The following is a 19,362-nucleotide window of genomic DNA, read 5'->3' on the forward strand; positions in this document are numbered from 1 at the left end:
GCGGGTTCAATTTAAAGATTTAAGGACTATGCATGCAAGAGGTTATCCCTATTGTTGTGGCTTTTGATAATAATTATTGCATCCCTGCTGGCGTGAGCTTGTATTCCACGCTAGCGAACGCCAAACGAGAGAGAGAGAGAGAGTAAAACTCTTTTATCAAATCCATTGTTTGGTGGAAAATTTAAGCGCTGAAAATATAGCCAAATTAGAAGAAACGATCGCTCCTTTTAGCGCTTTTTCTAGCATAGAGTTTTTGGATATTACCGATAAAGAATTAGAACCACGCCATAATTATTACAAGCTTGATGCTTTAATAGCGAGTGGAATTAAAAAATTGTATTTAAAACTCAATTCTTTTTCGCAAAAACGCTTTTCTAAAATGATTTTGTGCCGTTTCTTTTTTGCCTCCCTTTTCCCCCAATACGATAAGATGATCATGTTTGATGTGGACACTTTGTTTGTGAATGATATTAGCGAGAGCTTTTTTATCCCCCTTGATGATCATTATTTTGGGGCTGTGAGGGGAAAAGATTTGATCGCTATGAACAGGAATTCGGCTAAGGATTTATACGAATTGCGCCAAATGCACGCAAAATCTATCGGCGTCGCTGACGCTTTCCCTAATTTAAAAGAAGCTCAAATCCTTTTTGACAATTACTTTAACGCCGGGTTTTTAGCCTTAAATTTAAAATCATGGCGTAAAGAAAATCTTGAAAACCAATTGATTGGATTTTTCCTTTTGAAAAATGAAAAACTTTTATTTAGCGATCAAGATGCTTTGTGTTTTGTGTGCCGTGGGAGGATTTTAGAACTACCTTACTCCTACAACGCCCACCCTAGTTTCCTTGATACGCCCCTATTCCCCAGCCTTAAAGAAGCACGCATGCTGCATTTTTGGGGCGATAAACCTTGGAAACTCTTAAGCGTCATTGGCGCGAAAAAATGGCATGAAGTATTGATTCAAACGCCTTTTAAAGACGCTTATTTCAACGCTCCCTTTTTAGATCACCTCTTTGAGATTATTGAAGAGGTTCAAGCAAGGGATAAAGAAATCCACGCTCTTAAAAAAGCCCTATCTTTTTCAGACAAGTGGCATTCTTTTGAATTTCTTCTGCCTAGGCTTTCTTCTAAACTCCTTATAGAATTTTTGCTTTTTAAAGCCAAACAAAAAGCGAAACGATTGATTAAAAGGGTTTTTTAAAACCCTTTTTAAACTAATGCGAGCAAGCATGCGTTTGTGTGGGCTGAATGTCCTTATTATCGGCTAATTTTTCCTTTTCCACTTTGTCTAAAAAAGCACTCAAATCTTGTGCCATTTTTTCAAAGATCTTAGCGCTCACGCTATCAGGGTGAGAAATCACAATCGGTTCGCCCTTATCCCCCCCTAAACGCACTTTAGGCTCTAAAGGGAGCTTGGCTAAAATCTGCGTGTGATAAGCCTCTAATAATCCACTCATGGAGTTTGAGCCAAAAATCTCACTCTCTTTCTTGCAATGCTCACACACAAAACTCCCCATATTTTCCACAATCCCTGCAATAGGAATGTGTAATTTCTTAAACATGTCCAAACTCCGTTTAGCGTCATCTAAACTCACTATTTGAGGCGTCGTAACGGTGATTCCTGCGCTCAAAGGCACGACTTGGGCTAGCGTGAGCTGCGCATCGCCTGTCCCTGGGGGCATATCCACCACCAGCACATCTAAATCCCCCCAAATAATATCGCTTAGCATCTGCTCAATCGCTCGCATAAGCATGGGTCCTCTCCAAATGAGACTCTGCCCTTCATCATACAAAAGCCCCATGCTCATCACAGAAACGCCAAAAGCTTTTAAAGGAATGAGTTTTTTACCGCTAGGATCCATGATCACATCAGCGTTTTGCAAGCCCATCATTCTAGGGATATTAGGGCCATACACATCAGCGTCCAACAACCCCACTTTTTGGTTTAAATTCGCTAAAGCGATGCTTAAATTCACGCTGGTGGTGCTTTTACCCACACCGCCCTTGCCTGAGCTTATCATGACCACATGCTTGATGTTTTTAGCCAGATTTTTAGTGGTGGGCTTTGGGGCTTGCGGTTTAGGCGGGGTTTTAATATCCAAATTCAAAGCTTTCACGCCTTTTTCTTGCATCGCTTTGGAGATATTTTCCCTTAAAATCGCACTCGTTTCTTCAGAGCTTGAGGGGATTTCTATTAAAAGCCCTAATTGGTTGTCATGCAAGGTGATGTTTTTAACAAAACCAAAGCTGACAATATCCTTTTCAAAATTAGGGTAAATGATCGCTTTTAACGCGTTTAAGACATCTTCTTGGGTGAGCATTTTAATCCTTAAAATGATAGTATTTGAATTTTCTTTATAGCATGTTTTGTTTAATTTTGCATTATAAATTCAGTTTGCGTTTTGAAAGGGTAAGACATGAAACTTCATAAGCGTGTTTTGAAATTGCACCATTTTAGGAATTTGGGTAGAAAATCGCCCACAGAATTGCTTTTAAATTCAAGTTTTGATGAAAAACATGGGGGTTGGTGGTTTTAGTAGGGGAAAATAATGTCGGTAAAAGCAATGTTTTAGAAGCTTTGACAATCTTTAATGATGCGGATGTCAAACTTTGTAATGAAGAAGATTATTTCAAAACCCATGAATCTGAAGACGCCGTTTTGAGCCTAGAATGAAGAAACAATCCTTGATCACAAAATCACAGGTTTTTCTTGCGTGGATTTGAAGATCCAAACTAAAGGAGTTAGCGAAGAATTAAAAGAATTATCAAAAATATTAATCAGCTACCCTTTTGAAAAACATGTAGAAGCTTTAGGGGAACAATGCAGTAACTTCGTTTCTATTCCCATTAACAATAACGACTATTCAAATATTTGCACTTTTGTGAGTAATTTTATAAATCTTATAACTTCTTACAATTCATTAGAATCATTTTTACATTTTTACAAAGAAAAATTAAAATTGAGCGAGCTTGTAACCAAATATGCCGATGCAACCAACAATCTGCTTTTCAAAGAATTAATCAAACATGTAAGCAGTAATAGCGAAGGGATTAAAACTTTTTGTCAGTGCGTCAAAGAAATCATAAAGCGCAATACGCCTAATAAAAAATACAACTCAGATGAATTTTTTATCATGGGGAAACACAAACAAAACCAATTAGAAAAAATTTATTCTTGTTTTAAAAAACTTAGTGAAAAAGAAATCAAACCAAAAGATGTGGAATATATCTTAAAAAAGCTAGAGGAATTAGATAAAATTTTTAAGACTACTGACTTTACAAAATTCACACCAAAAACTGAAGCTCTATTAAATGAACAATCTCAAGAAAAATTATCAGAGTTTGTCAAAGAGATGATTGAAAAAATAGATGAAAAATACCCCATCAATGAAAAATTTAAACAGCAATTTAGAACATTCCGATTAAATATAGGCAACCTTAAAAAGAAAATTAAAAATTCTTTAAAAAACCTTGAAAAAACAAGAGAGGATTTTGAGCGAAACAAAGAGTCGCTGATCCGAGAAATTGAAAATCACTGCAAAAATGAATGCAATAGCGAAGAAGAGCCGGAGTATAAGATTAATGATCTACTCAAAAATATCCAACAAATATGCAAAAATTATATAGAAAGTCATGCCGTTAATGATGCGTCTAAAGATATTAAATCCATGATGTGTCAGTTTTATTTGGAAAAAATGGAATTGTTATCAAATTCAAAAATTAGGCGATACCAATACGATGATCTTTTGAAATCAGCAAGAATATCTCTGTGGGAATCCATAAAAACTTTAGACAATGAAAGTGGCACTCCTTTATTCCCTAAAAATATTGATGAAATCAAGGACAAATTTGAAATAAATAAGAAAAAATTCAAACAAAGCAGAAACTATTCTGAGTTCGCAGAATATTGCCGAGAGTGTAACCCTTATACAGCGTTTAACTTTCATCTAAATAATGGTTCATCTCATCAATTTGAAAAATTCGTGCCAACCATGAAAGAATACAAAGAGCCAAAAATCACAGATAATGACCTTAAGACTGCATTATTCACTCTCTTTGGTTATTCTTCCCCTTCTGAATTTGACCAATCGGATTGGTTCTTTAGAAATTCATTGTTTAGGAAAATGGACTTTCACCCCAATACAATTTGGAATACTTTTGGGAACATTTTGAATTATAAAAATTTTGATCAAAAAAATTTAAAATATGAGCAAGCGTTACAAATAATGTTTGATAAAAATAATGATTTAGAAATTTATTCTATTTATAATAAATTGTTCAATATCCCTAAAAAATACTTGCAAGAAATAGACCAAGAATCACTAAAAGAGATCAGACAATCAAAACATCTTTTTCCAATTGAAGTAAAACGCAAATACAAAAATAATGTATGTCAACTTGAATTTTTTAATGATAAAAGCTCTCTTTTATTTAAGGTAAATTTTACAGAAATATTAGAAAATCTTGCAGAAATCTTGGAATACAACATGCAATTAAAAATAGATTCTTCAATCGCAAAAGAATTTAATGAGCTTTTAGCGATCGCTGAAGATAGCCCTCAAGATAGTTACCAATTAAAAATTCATGTCCGACACAACAATAAATTTTATGATTATTCAAAGAAATCTACGGCATATGAAATAAAACTTGAAATTCATGATTGCAGAAAATCTGATAATCAAAATGAGCCAATCATCTTAAGCCAACAAAGCACCGGCTTCCAATGGGCATTTAATTTCATGTTTGGTTTTCTTTATAATGTGGGATCACATTTTAGCCTTAACAAGAATATCATCTATGTCATGGACGAGCCAGCCACTCATTTGAGCGTGCCAGCCAGAAAGGAATTCAGGAGATTTTTAAAAGAATACGCTCATAAAAATCATGTCACTTTTGTTTTAGCCACCCATGACCCCTTTTTAGTAGATACGGATCATTTAGATGAAATAAGGATTGTGGAAAAGGAAATAGAAGGCTCTGTGATTAAGAATCACTTTAACTATCCTCTAAATAATGCAAGCAAAGACTCCGACGCTCTTGATAAAATCAAACGCTCTTTAGGGGTGGGTCAGCATGTTTTCCACAACCCCCAAAAACACCGAATCATTTTTGTAGAAGGCATCACGGATTATTGTTATTTGAGCGCTTTTAAATTGTATTTCAATGAGCGAGAATACAAAGACAACCCCATTCCTTTCACTTTCTTACCCATTTCAGGGCTTAAAAACAATCCAAACGAGATGAAAGAAACCATTCAAAAACTCTGCGAATTGGACAATAACCCCATTGTTTTGACAGATGATGACAGAAAAGATGGCTCTGACCCACAAAGAGCAAAAAGCGAAGAATTTAAAAACGCTAATGAAGAAATGCATGATCCCATCACCATCTTACAACTCTCAGACTGCGACAGGTGTTTCAAACAAATTGAAGATTGTTCCAGCGCAAACGATAGAAAAAAATACGCTAAAAATAAGCAAATGGAATTGGCCATGGCGTTCAAAACAAGGCTTTTGTATGGCGAAAAAGACGATGTAATGAGCGAAGAAACAAAAAAGAATTTTCTAAAATTGTTTGAGTGGATAAAAAAAGAGTGCAATAACCTAACGATTAAAAAAGGGTATATCAAATTTGATTATAATACCCCACAAATGTTATAAAGTGAAAGGATTTTGATGTTTAAAAAAATGTGTTTGAGCTTGCTAATGATAAGCGGTGTTTGTGTGGGGGCAAAGGATTTGGATTTCAAGCTGGATTACCGTGCGACTGGGGGGAAACTCATGGGGAAGATGACGGATTCTAGTCTTTTAAGCATCACTTCCATGAACGATGAGCCGGTGGTGATTAAAAATCTTATTGTCAATAGGGGAAATTCATGCGAAGCGACTAAAAAAGTGGAACCCAAATTGGGCGATAAGTTTAAAAAAGAAAAACTCTTTGATCATGAATTAAAATACTCGCAACAGATATTTTACCGCCTAGATTGCAAGCCTAACCAATTGTTAGAAGTTAAAATCATCACGGACAAGGGCGAGTATTACCATAAATTTTCCAAATAAAATTTGGTTTTTGTTCTAATGGGGTGTTGGGGATAAAATTTAAAAATGCTAAAAACTTTTTTAATATCAAAAAGTTTGTTTAGCAAGCGGTAACTTCTTGTAATGCGGTCTTAGGGGGTTAGGAGGGATTTAGTTAGGGGTTAAAGGGATATTAAAGCGCAAAATATCCCCCTATCCCCTTAAGAGTTTGCCATAAAACAAAGCAACCAAAGCCCCCTTTTTTAAAGAAACAGACCAAAAAATATTAATTTCTATATGCTTGGCTCTCAATTGGTTGTTGGTTGAGTTTTTGGTTGAGACGCTACTATTCATTGGAAGAATTGGGTTCAGAAAAATAAAAAATAATAAAATCATAGATATAACTAATTATAATAATAGTAATATTATGACAATAGTTGGACCAATTATATAAGGAAAAAACATTATTATAGTAACTAGAATAGAGCCGAGATATTCAACGAATTATATTCTACTAAAAAACCCATCACTCTCAACTTCATCGTCATCAGTATCGTCTCTAAATGCCATTATAGTAGCTCTAATAGCTGTTAATACTAACCCAATAATAACAATAGGTATTAAAATAACTACTAGCCCCTAATCCTTATCTGTCTTTTACTTTAAAAATAATTTCTGCTATAAGAAATAAAATCCCTAAAGAAACCCCTTTTATGGAGTTCCTTTTTGAGCTTGCTCTAAAGCCATTTGCGCATGCTTGCAATCCTTTTTAAAAGACTTCGTGATAAAATTAACCTTAAGCGTCGAATCAAAGGCTTGATGGCATTTTTTAAGCTTGTGATCGCGCTCTTGCGGATCTTGCAAGTAATATTTCACTGAATGCACAAAACTGAAATGAAACCCCATAGGAGGGATACGACTCTCTGGAGTGCCTTCGCAAAAATCGCTGCAATAACTGCTTTGCGACTTTAACCCCCCCAACACCACTAAAAATAAAAAAATCACCTTTTTCATCAATACTCCTTCAATCCTTTTTATCCGCCAAAATACACCAACGCTGAACCCCAAGTCAATCCCCCACCAAAAGCGTCTAGAAGCATTAAATCGCCCTTTTTCAAACGCCCCTCTTCATAAGCTTCACCCATAGCCATAGGGATACTGGCTGCTGAAGTGTTGCCGTATTTATGCACGGTTAAAACCACTTGCTCATCTTTAAAATCCAAATGCTCTCGCACCGCTTGAATGATCCTAAAATTAGCTTGATGCGGGATAAACAGACGCACATCTTCAGGTTTGAGAGCGTTTTTTTCTAAGATCATTTCCACATCTTTTAAAAGCGTTTTTACCGCTAGTTTAAACACTTCATTGCCTTTCATGCACAAAAAAGGCTCTAAAGCTTCTTCTTTAGCGTTAAAGGGCGTGGGTTTTAGAGTCCTTGGCGTATAAAGATAATTAGAAAAATTCCCGTTCGCTGAAATCTGCACGTCTAAAATGCTTTCTTTTAAACGCTTGGTTCTGCCTATCACGCACGCCCCAGCCCCATCGCCAAATAAAATACAAGTCCCCCTATCTTTAAAATCCAACACGCTGCTCGTTTTTTCTGCCCCCACAATCAGCACATTTTCATACATCCCGCTCTCAACATAAGCCTTAGCCACCGATAATAAATAAATAAAACCCGTGCAAGCGGCTGAAATATCAAACGCCGGCTTGTTTTCAATGCCTAATTTCGCGCTCAACACACAAGCGGTTGAAGGCATGGCCAAAAAATCAGGGCTTAAAGTCGCTACAACCACCAAATCAATGTCTTTTGGGGTTAAATGCGCTCTCTCTATAGCTTGTTTAGCCGCTATTACCCCTAAATCGCTGCTTTTTTCTTCATCGTTAGCGAAACGGCGTTCTTTGATACCGGTCCTTTTTTCTATCCATTCATCGCTGGTATCCAAAAATTGCTGGAACTCTGCATTTTTCACACGCTCGCTTGGAACATGCATCGCAATGGATTTAAGAGAGGCGTAAAATTCCATTCAATCCCCTTAACATAGTCATCTTTAAGCGTCTTGCTGATCACTTTGATGCGCAAAAACGCTAGGCTTCAAGCTCTCAAACGCTTGAGTAATCCTCAAACAAACCTGACTTTCAACAGCGCTAATAGCCTGATAAATCGCACATTCAATCGCTCTAGCGTTGCTCTTGCCATGGCTGATAATCACGCTTTTATTCACGCCCAAAAGCGGTGCTCCCCCATATTCAGCGTAATCGGTTTTTTGTTTTAAAATATCAAACGCATTCTTAAGCATCAAAGCCCCCATTTTAGATTTAAAAGAGCTTTTAATTTCATCTTTAAAAATAGAGCCTATCGCGCTAGCGACCCCTTCTGTTGTCTTTAAGACCACATTCCCCATAAAGCCATCGCAAACCACCACATCCACAACCCCTTTGAAAATATCGCTCCCCTCCACATTGCCATAAAAGAAGTCATAAGCTTTCAGCATTTTATGCGTTTCTTTAACGAGCATGTTCCCTTTAATATCTTCTTCGCCATTACTCAAAAGACCCACCTTAGGGCTATCATAATGCAACACGCTTTTAGCGTATTCATACCCCATAAGAGCAAAATCAATCAAATATTCAGGCTTGCAATCGGTGTTCGCTCCTGCGTCTAATAGCACGCTAGGGCGTTTGCCAACGCTAGGCATCAAAGTGCAAATAGCAGGCCTTTCAACCCCCTTGATGCGTCCTAAACGCAAGGTGGCTAAACCCATAGTCGCTCCACTATGCCCCGCTGAAATCAAAGCGTCAGCCCCATTTTTTAGAATATCCATACCCAAGTAAATGGAAGATTCCTTACGCTTAATCGCCTCAGTGGCGGCTTCTTCCATTTTAATATAATCTTGCGTGTGGATCATTTCCACTTTGCTGGCTAACTCTTTAGAAATAAAAGGGGTCGCTTTGTCTTTATCCCCCACTAAAACTGCACTAAAACTCTTATTCTCTAAAGCCCTTGAGACTCCCTCAATAATGGGTAAAACCCCATGGTCAGCCCCCATTAAGTCTATTACAATTTTCATCATGCGTCCTTAAAAGGCTTGTTGCAATCCGTTGCAATTCTTTAAAATACTTTCTATCACTAAAGATAGCTTTTATATTAGTATTCTTTAGTAAATTTGTTAATATGATGGGGAAGCTTCCAAGTGCCATCTTTGGCTTTCACAGGTTTAGCCAACTTAACGCTATAATGCGTGCGCCTTTTTGCCGCTCTTGTCTTACTCACTCTTCTATCAGGTACTGCCATAAATTCTCCTTCATTTCAATCTGCATAATGGTAGTCTAATCTAATAGACTCCACTTCAGAGCGTAAAATTTCGCTCAAATCGATAAAACCATTGAAAGATTCAATAACATCTAAATTATCAAAATCCAAACTTTGGCTTTGCGTATCCCACAACCCGTCTGAAATATGCAAAACCAACGACTCATCAAGGCTCTTTTTAAACTCTTTACCGCTTGTATCGCAAATAAGCATCAATTCACCCTTAAGGTGCGCTTCCAAACGAAACAATTTCGCCCCCACTCGCACAACTTCGCCCTCTAAAACCACTCCCTCATGCTCTAAAGAAAACGCTTTAGGCGCACTAAAAGCGATTTTACGCATTTCAAATTGCATGCTTAACTTAAAACGCCCTTAAATCTTAAAGATCTCTGGCGGCAAAAAAGAAAGCGATTTCATTGCACGCGTTTTCCAAGCTATCGCTCCCATGCACCGCATTAGCGTCAATGCTTTCAGCAAAATCCGCTCTGATAGTGCCTTTTTGGGCGAGTTTGGGATCAGTCGCTCCCATAAGATCTCTGTTTTTAGCCACCGCATCTTCGCCCTCTAAAACCATAACCACCACCGGACCACTGACCATAAATTCTATTAAATCTTTAAAAAAGGGTCTCTCTCTGTGGATCGCATAAAAATTTTCAGCGTCTTTAACGCTCAAATGCAAGCGTTTCATAGCAATGACTTCCAAGCCATTACTCTCAAAGCGATCAATGATTTTGCCTACCACTTTTTTCTTAAGTGCATCAGGCTTAATAATAGACAGCGTTCTTTGTTTCAATTTAAACTCCTTGTGAATTGTTGATTATACAAAAATTTTTTAAAATATTACCCTTAAAACATTTTTTTAACGCTTAAAGAACGCTTTAATCTCTTCGGCTTTGTTGGTTTTTTCCCAAGTGAATTCCTCTAATTCGCGCCCAAAATGCCCATAAGCTGAAGTGAGCGAATAAATGGGTCTTAACAAATCCAGGCTTTCAATAATGCCTTTTGGCGTGAGTTTGAAAACCGATTTCACGCATTTTTCCAACTCCACGCTTGAATACTTGCTCGTGTTATGCGTGTTCACATAGATAGACACTGGCTCTATCACCCCAATCGCATAAGCAAGCTGCACGGTCGCTTTATCGCAAACCCCACTCGCTACCAAATTTTTAGCCACATAGCGGGCCGCATAAGCCGCGCTCCTATCCACTTTACTGGGGTCTTTCCCGCTAAACGCTCCCCCGCCATGCGGGCAACTCCCCCCATAAGTATCCACGATGATTTTTCTGCCCGTCAAACCCGCATCGCCTTGCGGTCCACCGATAACGAATTTTCCTGTAGGATTGACAAAAAACTTGATATTATCATGCAAATATTCTTTGGGTAAAACCTTATACACGATCTCTTCAATCACGGCTTCTTTTAAATGTTTTTGCGAAACTTCTGGGGAATGCTGGGTGGAAATGACAATCGTATCAATGCTTACAGGCTTGTTGTTTTCATAACGCACGCTCACTTGAGACTTGCCATCAGGCCTTAAAAAAGGCAGAGTGTTGTCTTTTCTTTTTTGAGCCAAAGCGAAAGTGAGCTGGTGCGCTAAATGAATGGGTAAGGGCATGAGCGTTTCAGTCTCCTTGCACGCATAACCAAACATAAGCCCTTGATCCCCTGCCCCAATCTCGCCATCTTCTCTATCCACGCCTTGATTAATATCAGGGCTTTGCTCGCCAACGCCATTCAAAACCGCCGCGCTTCTATAGTCAAAGCCATAAAGAGCGTCCGTATAACCAATCTTTTTAACCACTTCTCTTGCAATCTCTTGCATAGGGGCATAAACAGAAGTTTTTAACTCGCCAGTGATCATGCAAAACCCGTTAGAAACTAAAGTTTCGCATGCGACTTTGGCTTTTTGATCGCGTTCAATAATGTAATCTAAAACCGCATCGCTGATTTGATCAGCCATTTTATCAGGATGCCCCTCGGTTACTGATTCAGAAGTGAAAAGAAAACTATCTTTCATTGGTTGTCCTTATCAAAATAATCATTCGTATTCAAAATGGGCTTATTATAGCTTATTTCATTCTTTAAGACTTAAAAAACCCTTTAGCTTTTTGCAACAAACTCGTTTTTTGCTGTTTCCTGAAATTCGTCCGTAAATGAGCCAAGAAATGGTGCCATTCATGGATTTCCATAGCAGGGATCGCTCCGGCAAAATTAGTGTTAGGGGGCAAGTCTTTACCCACCGCGCTTTTACCCCCAATTTGAGTGAATTCGCCCACATGCAAATGCCCCCCAATGCCCACTTGACCGCCAAAAACCACATTACGGCCTGTGGTTGTAGAGCCGCTCAAGCCCACTTGAGAAACAACAATGCTGTGCTCGCCTAAAACGCAATTATGCCCGATTTGAACCAGGTTATCAATCTTAACGCCCTCTTTAATCAAAGTCTCGCCAAACACCGCCCTATCAATCGCCGTGTTAGCTCCAATTTCTACATTTTTTTGAATCCTAACAATCCCCACATGCTCAATTTTGACATGCTCTCCTAAAGCGGTGTGTGCATAACCAAAGCCATCGCCTCCGATCACACTGCCTGCATGAATAATAACATTGTCTTCTAAAATCGTGTTTTGATACAAAATGACACGAGGATACAAGATACAATTTTTACCGATTTTGACCCCATCAGCGATCACCACGCCCGGATGAATCAAAGAGTTTTCGCCAATTTCTACGCCCTCTCCAATCACAACATTAGGCATGATCGTTACTTTTTCAAAATGTTTAGGCTCGCTAACGCTTTCTGGGTTTTTAAAAAAAGGGATTTTAAAGGCATGCGAAGCTTTGGCAAAGGCTAAATGCGGGTTATCCACGATTAAAGCTTGCATGCGTTTTGGCACTTTAGAAGATTCTTTTTTACGGATAAACACCGCCCCGGCTTTTGAATCTTTTAAAAGTTTAAGGTAACGCGCTTGGTCAATATAGCTAATATCATTAGGCGTGGCCTTATCCAATTCCGCTAAGGCATGCACTTCAAAATCGTTTGAAAATTCCGTTTCAATAGAATAGGCGCTTAACAATTCGCTTAATTTCATCAATACCCCTTATTGTTCTGCAAATCCCACAACAGCGTAGTTTTATTGTCTTTTTCTTCCACAGCCCCCATGCCCATGACATGATAGCCAGCATCCACAAAATGCACTTCCCCACTCACGCCACTAGACAAGCTAGAAAGCAAATACATCCCGGCATTGCCCACTTCCTCTAAACTCACATTTTTTCTTAAAGGGGCGTTGATTTCATTCCATTTTAAAATCATCCTAAAATCAGCGATCCCGCTAGAAGCGAGCGTCCTGATAGGCCCAGCCGATAGGGCATTCACTCTAATATTATGTTTGCCTAAATCCACCGCTAAATAACGCACCGCGCTCTCTAAGGCCGCTTTAGCCAACCCCATCACGTTGTAATGTGCCATGTATTTGGTGCTGCCTAAATAGCTTAAAGTCAAAACAGACGCTCCGTTATTCAATAAAGGTTTTAGAGTGTTTGTCAGCTCTATTAAAGAATAAACAGAAATTTCCATAGCGGTGTTAAACGCGCTTTTAGAAGTTTCTAACAAGCTCCCTTCTAAAGCCTCTTTAGGGGCAAAGGCCACGCTATGAACGATAAAATCCAATGAGCCTAAATCCTTTTTAACGCTATTGTATAGCGACTTGAAATGCTCCTCTTTACTCACATCCAATTCATACACATAGGGGCTATTCAATTCCTGCGCGATAGGCCTCACGCGCTTTTCTAAGCTCTCATTCAAATAAGTGAAAGCCAAAGTAGCCCCTTGATTGAAGCAAGATTGAGCGATCCCATAAGCAATGGATTTATTATTCGCAACCCCCACAATAAGTCCTTTTTTACCTTTTAAAAATCCCATGATTTTCCTTTATAAAAATGAAATGATTGTTTTAAAATTTTCTAATTCCAAAGACGCGCTCCCGATCAATAAGCCATCCACGCTATCAATCCCTAAAATTTCTTTAGCGTTTTGCGCATTCACGCTCCCCCCATACAACAAGGGCGTTTTTTGATTTAAGATTTGCTTTAAAAAACCATGCGTGAGATAAATATCTTCTAAAGAAGCGCTCTTCTTTGTGCCAATCGCCCAAATAGGCTCATACGCCACAATTAAATTGGAATAATTAAGATCAATATTTTCCAATTGCTCGCTTAAAAATTCCTTTACAGCCCTAAAACCCTTTTCTCTAGTCGTTAAATCTTCGCCAATGCAATAGACAATTTTAAAATTTTTATCTTTAAAAAAATCAAACTTTTCTTTCAAAAAACTAGGGCTTTCCTTTAAAAGCGTTCGCCTCTCGCTATGACCTATTAAAAGCGTGTGGATTTTGAGTTCTTCTAAATGCTTTGAAGTGATTTCACCGGTAAAAGCCCCACAATCTCTAGGGTAAGCGTTTTGAGCTCCTAAAGTGAAATGCAAAAACGAATTAGGCAATAACCCCAAAAAATCAGGGAATACAAACACCCTATCAAAATGCTGCGGTTTTAAAGTTTTTTCTAATTCTTTTAAATACGCATGGCTTTTAAAAATAGGCATAGCGGATTTAAAATTAGCCATGGCAATTTTTGTCATTGAACGATCCTTATTTTATAGGTGGTCTATCCCTTATTATATCTAATAGCGTTTAAAAAATGTAAATTTTAAACAATAGCCCCCTTGAATTGAATTTTTTCTCAATTCAGGTTTTGTTTATAAGAAAAATTATTTCAAATGTAGTAAAATTAAGGCAGTGTTTTTGCGTCAAGCGATTTTAGGTTAATTTTGAGTTTTTAGGAGCAGTTTTTATGCAACAAGAAGAGATTATAGAGGGTTATTATGGCGCTAGCAAAGGGCTTAAAAAGAGCGGTATTTATGCTAAGCTGGATTTTTTACAGAGTGCTACGGGCTTGATTTTAGCGCTCTTTATGATAGCGCACATGTTTTTGGTCTCAAGCATCTTGATTAGCGATGAAGCCATGTATAAAGTGGCGAAATTTTTTGAAGGGAGCTTGTTTTTAAAAGCGGGCGAGCCGGCTATTGTGAGCGTGGTTGCAGCAGGGGTGATTCTTATTCTAGTCGTGCATGCTTTCTTGGCGTTGAGAAAATTCCCTATCAATTATCGGCAATACAAGGTTTTTAAAACCCACAAGCATTTGATGAAACATGGCGATACGAGTTTGTGGTTTATCCAGGCCTTAACCGGATTTGCGATGTTTTTCTTAGCGAGTATCCACTTGTTTGTCATGCTCACAGAGCCTGAAAGTATTGGGCCTCATGGCTCAAGCTATCGTTTTGTCACGCAAAACTTTTGGCTTTTGTATATTTTCTTATTGTTTGCCGTAGAATTGCATGGCTCTATTGGGTTGTATCGCCTAGCGATTAAATGGGGGTGGTTTAAGAATGCGAGCATTCAAGGCTTGAGAAAAGTCAAATGGGCGATGAGCGTGTTTTTTATTGTTTTAGGGCTTTGCACCTATGAGGCTTACATTAAAAAAGGTTTAGAAAATAAGGAAAATGGCATTAAAACCATGCAAGAAGCCATAGAAGCTGATGGGAAATTCCACAAAGAATAAGGGTAGAAAATGAAAATAACATATTGTGATGCGTTGATTATTGGAGGCGGATTGGCCGGGTTAAGGGCTAGTATCGCATGCAAACAAAAGGGTTTAAACACCATCGTTTTAAGCCTAGTGCCTGTCAGGCGTTCGCATTCTGCGGCCGCTCAAGGGGGCATGCAAGCGAGCCTTGCGAACGCTAAAAAAAGCGAGGGCGATAATGAAGATTTGCACTTTTTAGACACGGTTAAGGGGAGCGATTGGGGGTGCGATCAGCAAGTGGCTAGGATGTTTGTAACCACTGCCCCTAAAGCCATTAGGGAATTGGCCAGTTGGGGGGTGCCTTGGACTAGGATTAAAAAGGGCGATAGGCCTGCGGTCGTCAATGGTGAGCATGTTATCATTACCGAAAGAGACGACAGGCATGGTTATATCTTAAGCCGTGATTTTGGCGGCACTAAAAAATGGCGCACATGTTTTACGGCTGATGCTACAGGGCATACCATGCTTTATGCGGTCGCTAATGAAGCCTTACACCACAAAGTGGATATTCAAGACAGAAAGGACATGCTCGCTTTCATTCATCATGACAATAAATGCTACGGAGCGGTGGTAAGGGATTTAATCACAGGCGAAATTTCAGCGTATGTTTCTAAGGGCACGCTTTTAGCTACCGGAGGTTATGGGCGCGTGTATAAACACACCACTAACGCCGTGATTTGCGACGGAGCCGGGGCGGCGAGCGCTTTAGAAACCGGCGTGGCTAAATTAGGCAACATGGAAGCGGTGCAATTCCACCCTACCGCTTTAGTGCCAAGCGGGATTTTAATGACCGAAGGTTGCAGGGGCGATGGTGGCGTTTTAAGAGACAAGTTTGGCAGACGCTTCATGCCCGCTTATGAGCCGGAGAAAAAAGAGCTTGCGAGTAGGGATGTGGTCTCAAGGCGGATTTTAGAGCATATCCAAAAAGGCTATGGAGCCAAATCGCCTTATGGGGATCATGTGTGGCTGGATATTGCTATTTTAGGGCGTAACCATGTGGAAAAAAACTTAAGGGATGTGCGCGATATAGCCATGACTTTTGCGGGCATTGATCCGGCTGATAGCGAAGAGCAAACCAAAGACAACATGCAAGGAGCGCCCACCAATGAGCCTGAATACGGGCAAGCAATGGCTAAGCAAAAAGGTTGGATCCCCATAAAACCCATGCAACACTATTCTATGGGTGGGGTTAGGACAAACCCTAAAGGCGAAACCCATTTAAAAGGCTTGTTTTGCGCGGGTGAAGCGGCATGCTGGGATTTGCATGGGTTTAACCGCTTAGGGGGAAATTCTGTGAGTGAAGCGGTGGTCGCTGGCATGATCATAGGGGATTATTTCGCGTCGCATTGTTTGGAAGCGCAAATTGAAATCAACACGCAAAAGGTTGAAGCTTTCATTAAAGAAAGCCAGGATTATATGCATTTTTTATTGCATAATGAAGGCAAAGAAGACGTGTATGAAATTAGAGAGCGCATGAAAGAAGTCATGGATGAAAAAGTGGGCGTTTTTAGGGAAGGCAAAAAATTAGAAGAAGCCCTTAAAGAATTGCAAGAGCTTTATGCGCGCTCCAAAAACATTTGCGTGAAAAACAAGGTTTTGCACAATAACCCTGAATTAGAAGACGCTTACCGCACCAAAAAAATGCTCAAACTCGCGCTTTGCATCACTCAAGGAGCGTTACTGCGCACTGAAAGCAGAGGGGCTCACACAAGGATTGACTACCCTAAAAGAGACGATGAAAAATGGCTTAATCGGACTTTAGCGAGCTGGCCTAGCGCTGAGCAAGACATGCCCACGATTGAATACGAAGAATTAGATGTGATGAAAATGGAAATCAGCCCTGATTTTAGGGGCTATGGCAAAAAGGGCAATTTCATCCCCCACCCCAAAAAAGAAGAGCGCGACGCTGAGATTTTGAAAACGATTTTGGAATTAGAAAAGCTTGGGAAAGACAGGGTAGAAGTCCAACACGCGCTCATGCCTTTTGAATTGCAAGAAAAATACAAAGCCAGGAACATGCGTTTAGAAGATGAGGAAGTCAGGGCTAGGGGGGAACATTTGTATTCTTTCAATGTCCATGATTTATTAGACCAACACAACGCTAATTTAAAAGGAGAACACCATGAGTGATAATGAACGAACGATTGTAATTAGAGTGCTAAAATTTGACCCTCAAAGCGCAGTGAGTAAGCCGCATTTTAAAGAGTATCAATTGAAAGAAACGCCATCCATGACACTCTTTATCGCTTTAAATCTCATTAGAGAGCATCAAGATCCGGATTTGAGCTTTGATTTTGTGTGCCGCGCTGGGATTTGCGGCTCTTGCGCGATGATGGTTAATGGGAGACCGAGATTGGCTTGTAAAACCCTAACTTCTAGCTTTGAAAGCGGGGTGATCACGCTCATGCCCATGCCCAGTTTTACGCTCATTAAAGATTTGAGCGTGAATACGGGCGATTGGTTTTTAGATATGACTAAAAGGGTGGAAAGTTGGGCGCATTCTAAAGAAGAAGTGGATATTACTAAGCCAGAAAAAAGGATTGAGCCTGATGAAGCCCAAGAAGTCTTTGAACTAGACAGGTGCATTGAATGTGGGTGCTGTATCGCTTCTTGCGGGACTAAACTCATGCGCCCTAATTTCATTGGAGCTGCTGGCATGAACAGAGCCATGCGCTTTATGATTGACAGCCACGATGAAAGAAGCGATGACGATTTTTATGAGTTAGTGGGCGATGATGATGGTGTTTTTGGGTGCATGAGCCTGATCGCTTGCCATGACACTTGCCCTAAAGAATTACCCTTGCAAAGCAGTATCGCTACTTTGCGTAATAGGATGTTGAAAGTGGGTAAAAGCCGCTAATTTCTTCGGGTCGTTTTTGAAAATCTTTTTAGTCCTTTTAAGCGTCTTTTTTTTTAACGGGTGTTTTGGGCTAGTCTATAAGACTCCCATTTCAAGCCCCCCTATCTCTTATGATCCCTACGCTACCACCATTGGGAGCTTATACGCTAAAAATTTAAAAGAAAACCCTAACCATAGCGCGGCCATTCTTTTAGAAGACGGCTTTGACGCTCTGTTGCATAGAGTGGGTCTTATCAGAATGAGCCAAAAAAGCATTGACATGCAAACTTATATCTATAAGAACGATCTTTCCTCTCAAGTGATCGCTAAAGAACTTTTAAATGCGGCCGATCGTGGGGTAAAAGTGCGCATCCTTTTAGACGATAACGGAGTGTATTCGGATTTTTCAGATATTATGCTCTTAAATTTCCATAAAAACATTGAAGTGAAAATTTTTAACCCCTACTATATCCGCAATAAAGGCTTGCGTTATTTTGAAATGCTTGCGGATTATGAGCGCATTAAAAAACGCATGCACAACAAGCTTTTCATCGTGGATAATTTCGCTGTCATTATAGGGGGGCGCAATATTGGGGACAATTATTTTGATAACGATTTAGACACGAATTTTTTAGATTTAGACGCTTTGTTTTTTGGGGGGGTTGCTTCAAAGGCCAAAGAAAGTTTTGAACGCTATTGGAGGTTCCACCGCTCTATCCTTGTTTCATTACTAAGAACCCATAAAAGACTCAAAAACAACGCTAAAGAAATCGCTAAACTCCATGAAAAAATCCCTATCAGCGCCGAAGACAAAAACCAGTTTGAAAAAAAAGTCAATGATTTTATAGATCGTTTCCAAAAATACCAATACCCTATTTATTATGGGAATGCCATTTTTTTAGCCGATTCACCCAAAAAAATTGATACGCCCTTGTATTCACCTATCAAAATCGCTTTTGAGAAAGCCCTTAAAAACGCTAAAGACTCCGTTTTTATCGCTTCATCGTATTTTATTCCAGGCAAAAAGATGATGAAAATCTTTAAAAATCAAATTTCTAAGGGGATTGAATTGAACATCCTTACCAATTCCCTTTCATCTACTGATGCGATAGTGGTCTATGGGGCATGGGAAAGGTATCGCAACCAATTAGTGCGAATGGGCGCGAATGTCTATGAAATACGAAACGATTTTTTCAACCGCCAGATTAAAGGGCGCTTTAGCACCAAACATTCCTTGCACGGCAAAACGATTGTTTTTGATGACAATTTAACGCTTCTAGGGAGTTTTAATATTGATCCGCGCTCTGCATACATCAACACTGAAAGCGCAGTCTTGTTTGACAACCCGTCTTTTGCTAAAAGGGTGCGTTTGTCGCTTAAAGATCATGCCCAACAATCATGGCATTTGGTGGTGTATCGGCATAGAGTGATTTGGGAAGCGGTGGAAGAAGGCATTTTAATCCATGAAAAAACTTCGCCTGACACTTCCTTGTTTTTGCGTTTGATTAAAGAATGGTCTAAAGTCCTTCCTGAAAGAGAGCTTTAAAACT

Annotated in this window: 18 protein-coding genes and 1 pseudogene; 8 read left to right on the top strand and 11 right to left on the bottom strand. The window is 39.3% G+C overall.

From position 1 onward, the window contains the following. The first annotated feature begins 32 nt into the window (after positions 1-32). The gene (locus CXY28_RS08745; RefSeq protein WP_232779978.1) at positions 33-146 is read left to right on the top strand and encodes a glycosyltransferase family 8 protein; all 114 of its coding nucleotides are present in this window, start codon (positions 33-35) and stop codon (positions 144-146) included. 26 nt (positions 147-172) lie between these two features. Continuing rightward, positions 173-1,201, top strand: a complete 1,029-nt coding sequence (locus tag CXY28_RS04070; RefSeq protein WP_232779979.1) for a glycosyltransferase family 8 protein — start codon at positions 173-175, stop codon at positions 1,199-1,201. 13 nt (positions 1,202-1,214) lie between these two features. Here the strand turns inward: CXY28_RS04070 and CXY28_RS04075 are convergent, their stop codons facing one another. Continuing rightward, positions 1,215-2,390, bottom strand: coding sequence for an Mrp/NBP35 family ATP-binding protein (locus tag CXY28_RS04075; protein ID WP_100979563.1), 1,176 nt, complete (start codon positions 2,388-2,390; stop codon positions 1,215-1,217). 27 nt (positions 2,391-2,417) lie between these two features. Between CXY28_RS04075 and CXY28_RS04080 the strand changes: the two are divergent. Both CXY28_RS04080 and CXY28_RS08750 read left to right on the top strand, forming a co-directional pair. Further along, positions 2,418-5,660 (top strand): annotated as a pseudogene (locus tag CXY28_RS04080) (AAA family ATPase). A 15-nt stretch (positions 5,661-5,675) separates the two neighbouring features. Further along, complete coding sequence (locus CXY28_RS08750) at positions 5,676-6,059, top strand: hypothetical protein (RefSeq protein ID WP_000473912.1); 384 nt, start codon at positions 5,676-5,678, stop codon at positions 6,057-6,059. 669 nt (positions 6,060-6,728) lie between these two features. Here CXY28_RS08750 and CXY28_RS04090 read toward each other — a convergent pair. The 10 genes from CXY28_RS04090 to CXY28_RS04135 all read right to left on the bottom strand — a co-directional run bounded on the left by CXY28_RS04090 (position 6,729) and on the right by CXY28_RS04135 (position 13,969). Next, positions 6,729-7,031, bottom strand: a complete 303-nt coding sequence (locus CXY28_RS04090) for a hypothetical protein (protein WP_047417055.1) — start codon at positions 7,029-7,031, stop codon at positions 6,729-6,731. 20 nt (positions 7,032-7,051) lie between these two features. Then, on the bottom strand, positions 7,052-8,044 hold the full coding sequence (fabH, locus tag CXY28_RS04095) for a ketoacyl-ACP synthase III (protein ID WP_000397784.1): 993 nt from the start codon (positions 8,042-8,044) through the stop codon (positions 7,052-7,054). 24 nt (positions 8,045-8,068) lie between these two features. Next, positions 8,069-9,088, bottom strand: coding sequence for a phosphate acyltransferase PlsX (gene plsX / locus CXY28_RS04100; RefSeq protein WP_198542604.1), 1,020 nt, complete (start codon positions 9,086-9,088; stop codon positions 8,069-8,071). Positions 9,089-9,165: 77 nt separating this feature from the next. Then, entirely contained in the window at positions 9,166-9,312 is a 147-nt protein-coding gene (gene rpmF / locus CXY28_RS04105) for a 50S ribosomal protein L32 (protein WP_000290431.1), read from the bottom strand. Between the two features lie 15 nt (positions 9,313-9,327). Next, positions 9,328-9,684 carry a DUF177 domain-containing protein gene (locus tag CXY28_RS04110; RefSeq protein WP_100974433.1) on the bottom strand — a complete coding sequence of 119 codons (357 nt, stop codon included), beginning with the start codon at positions 9,682-9,684 and terminating at the stop codon, positions 9,328-9,330. Between the two features lie 25 nt (positions 9,685-9,709). Continuing rightward, positions 9,710-10,123 carry a nucleoside-diphosphate kinase gene (gene ndk / locus CXY28_RS04115; RefSeq protein WP_033590152.1) on the bottom strand — a complete coding sequence of 138 codons (414 nt, stop codon included), beginning with the start codon at positions 10,121-10,123 and terminating at the stop codon, positions 9,710-9,712. 66 nt (positions 10,124-10,189) lie between these two features. Then, on the bottom strand, positions 10,190-11,347 hold the full coding sequence (metK, locus tag CXY28_RS04120) for a methionine adenosyltransferase (protein ID WP_000655164.1): 1,158 nt from the start codon (positions 11,345-11,347) through the stop codon (positions 10,190-10,192). Positions 11,348-11,411: 64 nt separating this feature from the next. Further along, the gene (gene lpxD / locus CXY28_RS04125; RefSeq protein WP_100979565.1) at positions 11,412-12,422 is read right to left on the bottom strand and encodes a UDP-3-O-(3-hydroxymyristoyl)glucosamine N-acyltransferase; all 1,011 of its coding nucleotides are present in this window, start codon (positions 12,420-12,422) and stop codon (positions 11,412-11,414) included. After that, the gene (gene fabI, locus CXY28_RS04130; protein WP_100979566.1) at positions 12,422-13,255 is read right to left on the bottom strand and encodes an enoyl-ACP reductase FabI; all 834 of its coding nucleotides are present in this window, start codon (positions 13,253-13,255) and stop codon (positions 12,422-12,424) included. The genes lpxD and fabI overlap by 1 nt, the downstream gene beginning before the upstream one ends. A gap of 9 nt (positions 13,256-13,264) precedes the next feature. Beyond that, positions 13,265-13,969, bottom strand: a complete 705-nt coding sequence (locus CXY28_RS04135; protein WP_100979567.1) for a triose-phosphate isomerase — start codon at positions 13,967-13,969, stop codon at positions 13,265-13,267. Positions 13,970-14,181: 212 nt separating this feature from the next. On the opposite strand from CXY28_RS04135, the gene CXY28_RS04140 reads away from it, so the two are divergent. The 4 genes from CXY28_RS04140 to clsC are packed head-to-tail and all read left to right on the top strand — an operon-like array spanning position 14,182 to position 19,358. Then, positions 14,182-14,949, top strand: a complete 768-nt coding sequence (locus CXY28_RS04140; protein ID WP_100979568.1) for a fumarate reductase cytochrome b subunit — start codon at positions 14,182-14,184, stop codon at positions 14,947-14,949. Between the two features lie 9 nt (positions 14,950-14,958). Beyond that, on the top strand, positions 14,959-17,103 hold the full coding sequence (locus CXY28_RS04145) for a fumarate reductase flavoprotein subunit (RefSeq protein ID WP_100979569.1): 2,145 nt from the start codon (positions 14,959-14,961) through the stop codon (positions 17,101-17,103). Next, entirely contained in the window at positions 17,096-17,833 is a 738-nt protein-coding gene (locus CXY28_RS04150; protein ID WP_001282403.1) for a fumarate reductase iron-sulfur subunit, read from the top strand. Before CXY28_RS04145 ends, CXY28_RS04150 begins: the two co-directional genes overlap by 8 nt. A gap of 16 nt (positions 17,834-17,849) precedes the next feature. Continuing rightward, positions 17,850-19,358 (top strand): cardiolipin synthase ClsC, encoded by a 1,509-nt coding sequence (gene clsC, locus CXY28_RS04155; protein WP_100979570.1) that lies wholly within the window; start codon positions 17,850-17,852, stop codon positions 19,356-19,358. Positions 19,359-19,362 lie beyond the last annotated feature (4 nt).

This window comes from Helicobacter pylori (assembly GCF_002832345.1).
In the GTDB taxonomy this organism is placed as follows: domain Bacteria; phylum Campylobacterota; class Campylobacteria; order Campylobacterales; family Helicobacteraceae; genus Helicobacter; species Helicobacter pylori_CP.

What these genes read in the sequence shown, in the direction of transcription:
- CXY28_RS08745 (WP_232779978.1), top strand. Translation starts at nt 33, where the DNA reads ATGCAAGAGGTTATCCCTATTGTTGTGGCTTTTGATAATAATTATTGC.
- CXY28_RS08750 (WP_000473912.1), top strand. Translation starts at nt 5,676, where the DNA reads ATGTTTAAAAAAATGTGTTTGAGCTTGCTAATGATAAGCGGTGTTTGT.
- CXY28_RS04090 (WP_047417055.1), bottom strand. Translation starts at nt 7,031, where the DNA reads ATGAAAAAGGTGATTTTTTTATTTTTAGTGGTGTTGGGGGGGTTAAAG.
- fabH (WP_000397784.1), bottom strand. Translation starts at nt 8,044, where the DNA reads ATGGAATTTTACGCCTCTCTTAAATCCATTGCGATGCATGTTCCAAGC.
- plsX (WP_198542604.1), bottom strand. Translation starts at nt 9,088, where the DNA reads ATGAAAATTGTAATAGACTTAATGGGGGCTGACCATGGGGTTTTACCC.
- rpmF (WP_000290431.1), bottom strand. Translation starts at nt 9,312, where the DNA reads ATGGCAGTACCTGATAGAAGAGTGAGTAAGACAAGAGCGGCAAAAAGG.
- CXY28_RS04110 (WP_100974433.1), bottom strand. Translation starts at nt 9,684, where the DNA reads ATGCAATTTGAAATGCGTAAAATCGCTTTTAGTGCGCCTAAAGCGTTT.
- metK (WP_000655164.1), bottom strand. Translation starts at nt 11,347, where the DNA reads ATGAAAGATAGTTTTCTTTTCACTTCTGAATCAGTAACCGAGGGGCAT.
- lpxD (WP_100979565.1), bottom strand. Translation starts at nt 12,422, where the DNA reads ATGAAATTAAGCGAATTGTTAAGCGCCTATTCTATTGAAACGGAATTT.
- fabI (WP_100979566.1), bottom strand. Translation starts at nt 13,255, where the DNA reads ATGGGATTTTTAAAAGGTAAAAAAGGACTTATTGTGGGGGTTGCGAAT.
- CXY28_RS04135 (WP_100979567.1), bottom strand. Translation starts at nt 13,969, where the DNA reads ATGACAAAAATTGCCATGGCTAATTTTAAATCCGCTATGCCTATTTTT.
- CXY28_RS04140 (WP_100979568.1), top strand. Translation starts at nt 14,182, where the DNA reads ATGCAACAAGAAGAGATTATAGAGGGTTATTATGGCGCTAGCAAAGGG.
- CXY28_RS04145 (WP_100979569.1), top strand. Translation starts at nt 14,959, where the DNA reads ATGAAAATAACATATTGTGATGCGTTGATTATTGGAGGCGGATTGGCC.
- CXY28_RS04150 (WP_001282403.1), top strand. Translation starts at nt 17,096, where the DNA reads ATGAGTGATAATGAACGAACGATTGTAATTAGAGTGCTAAAATTTGAC.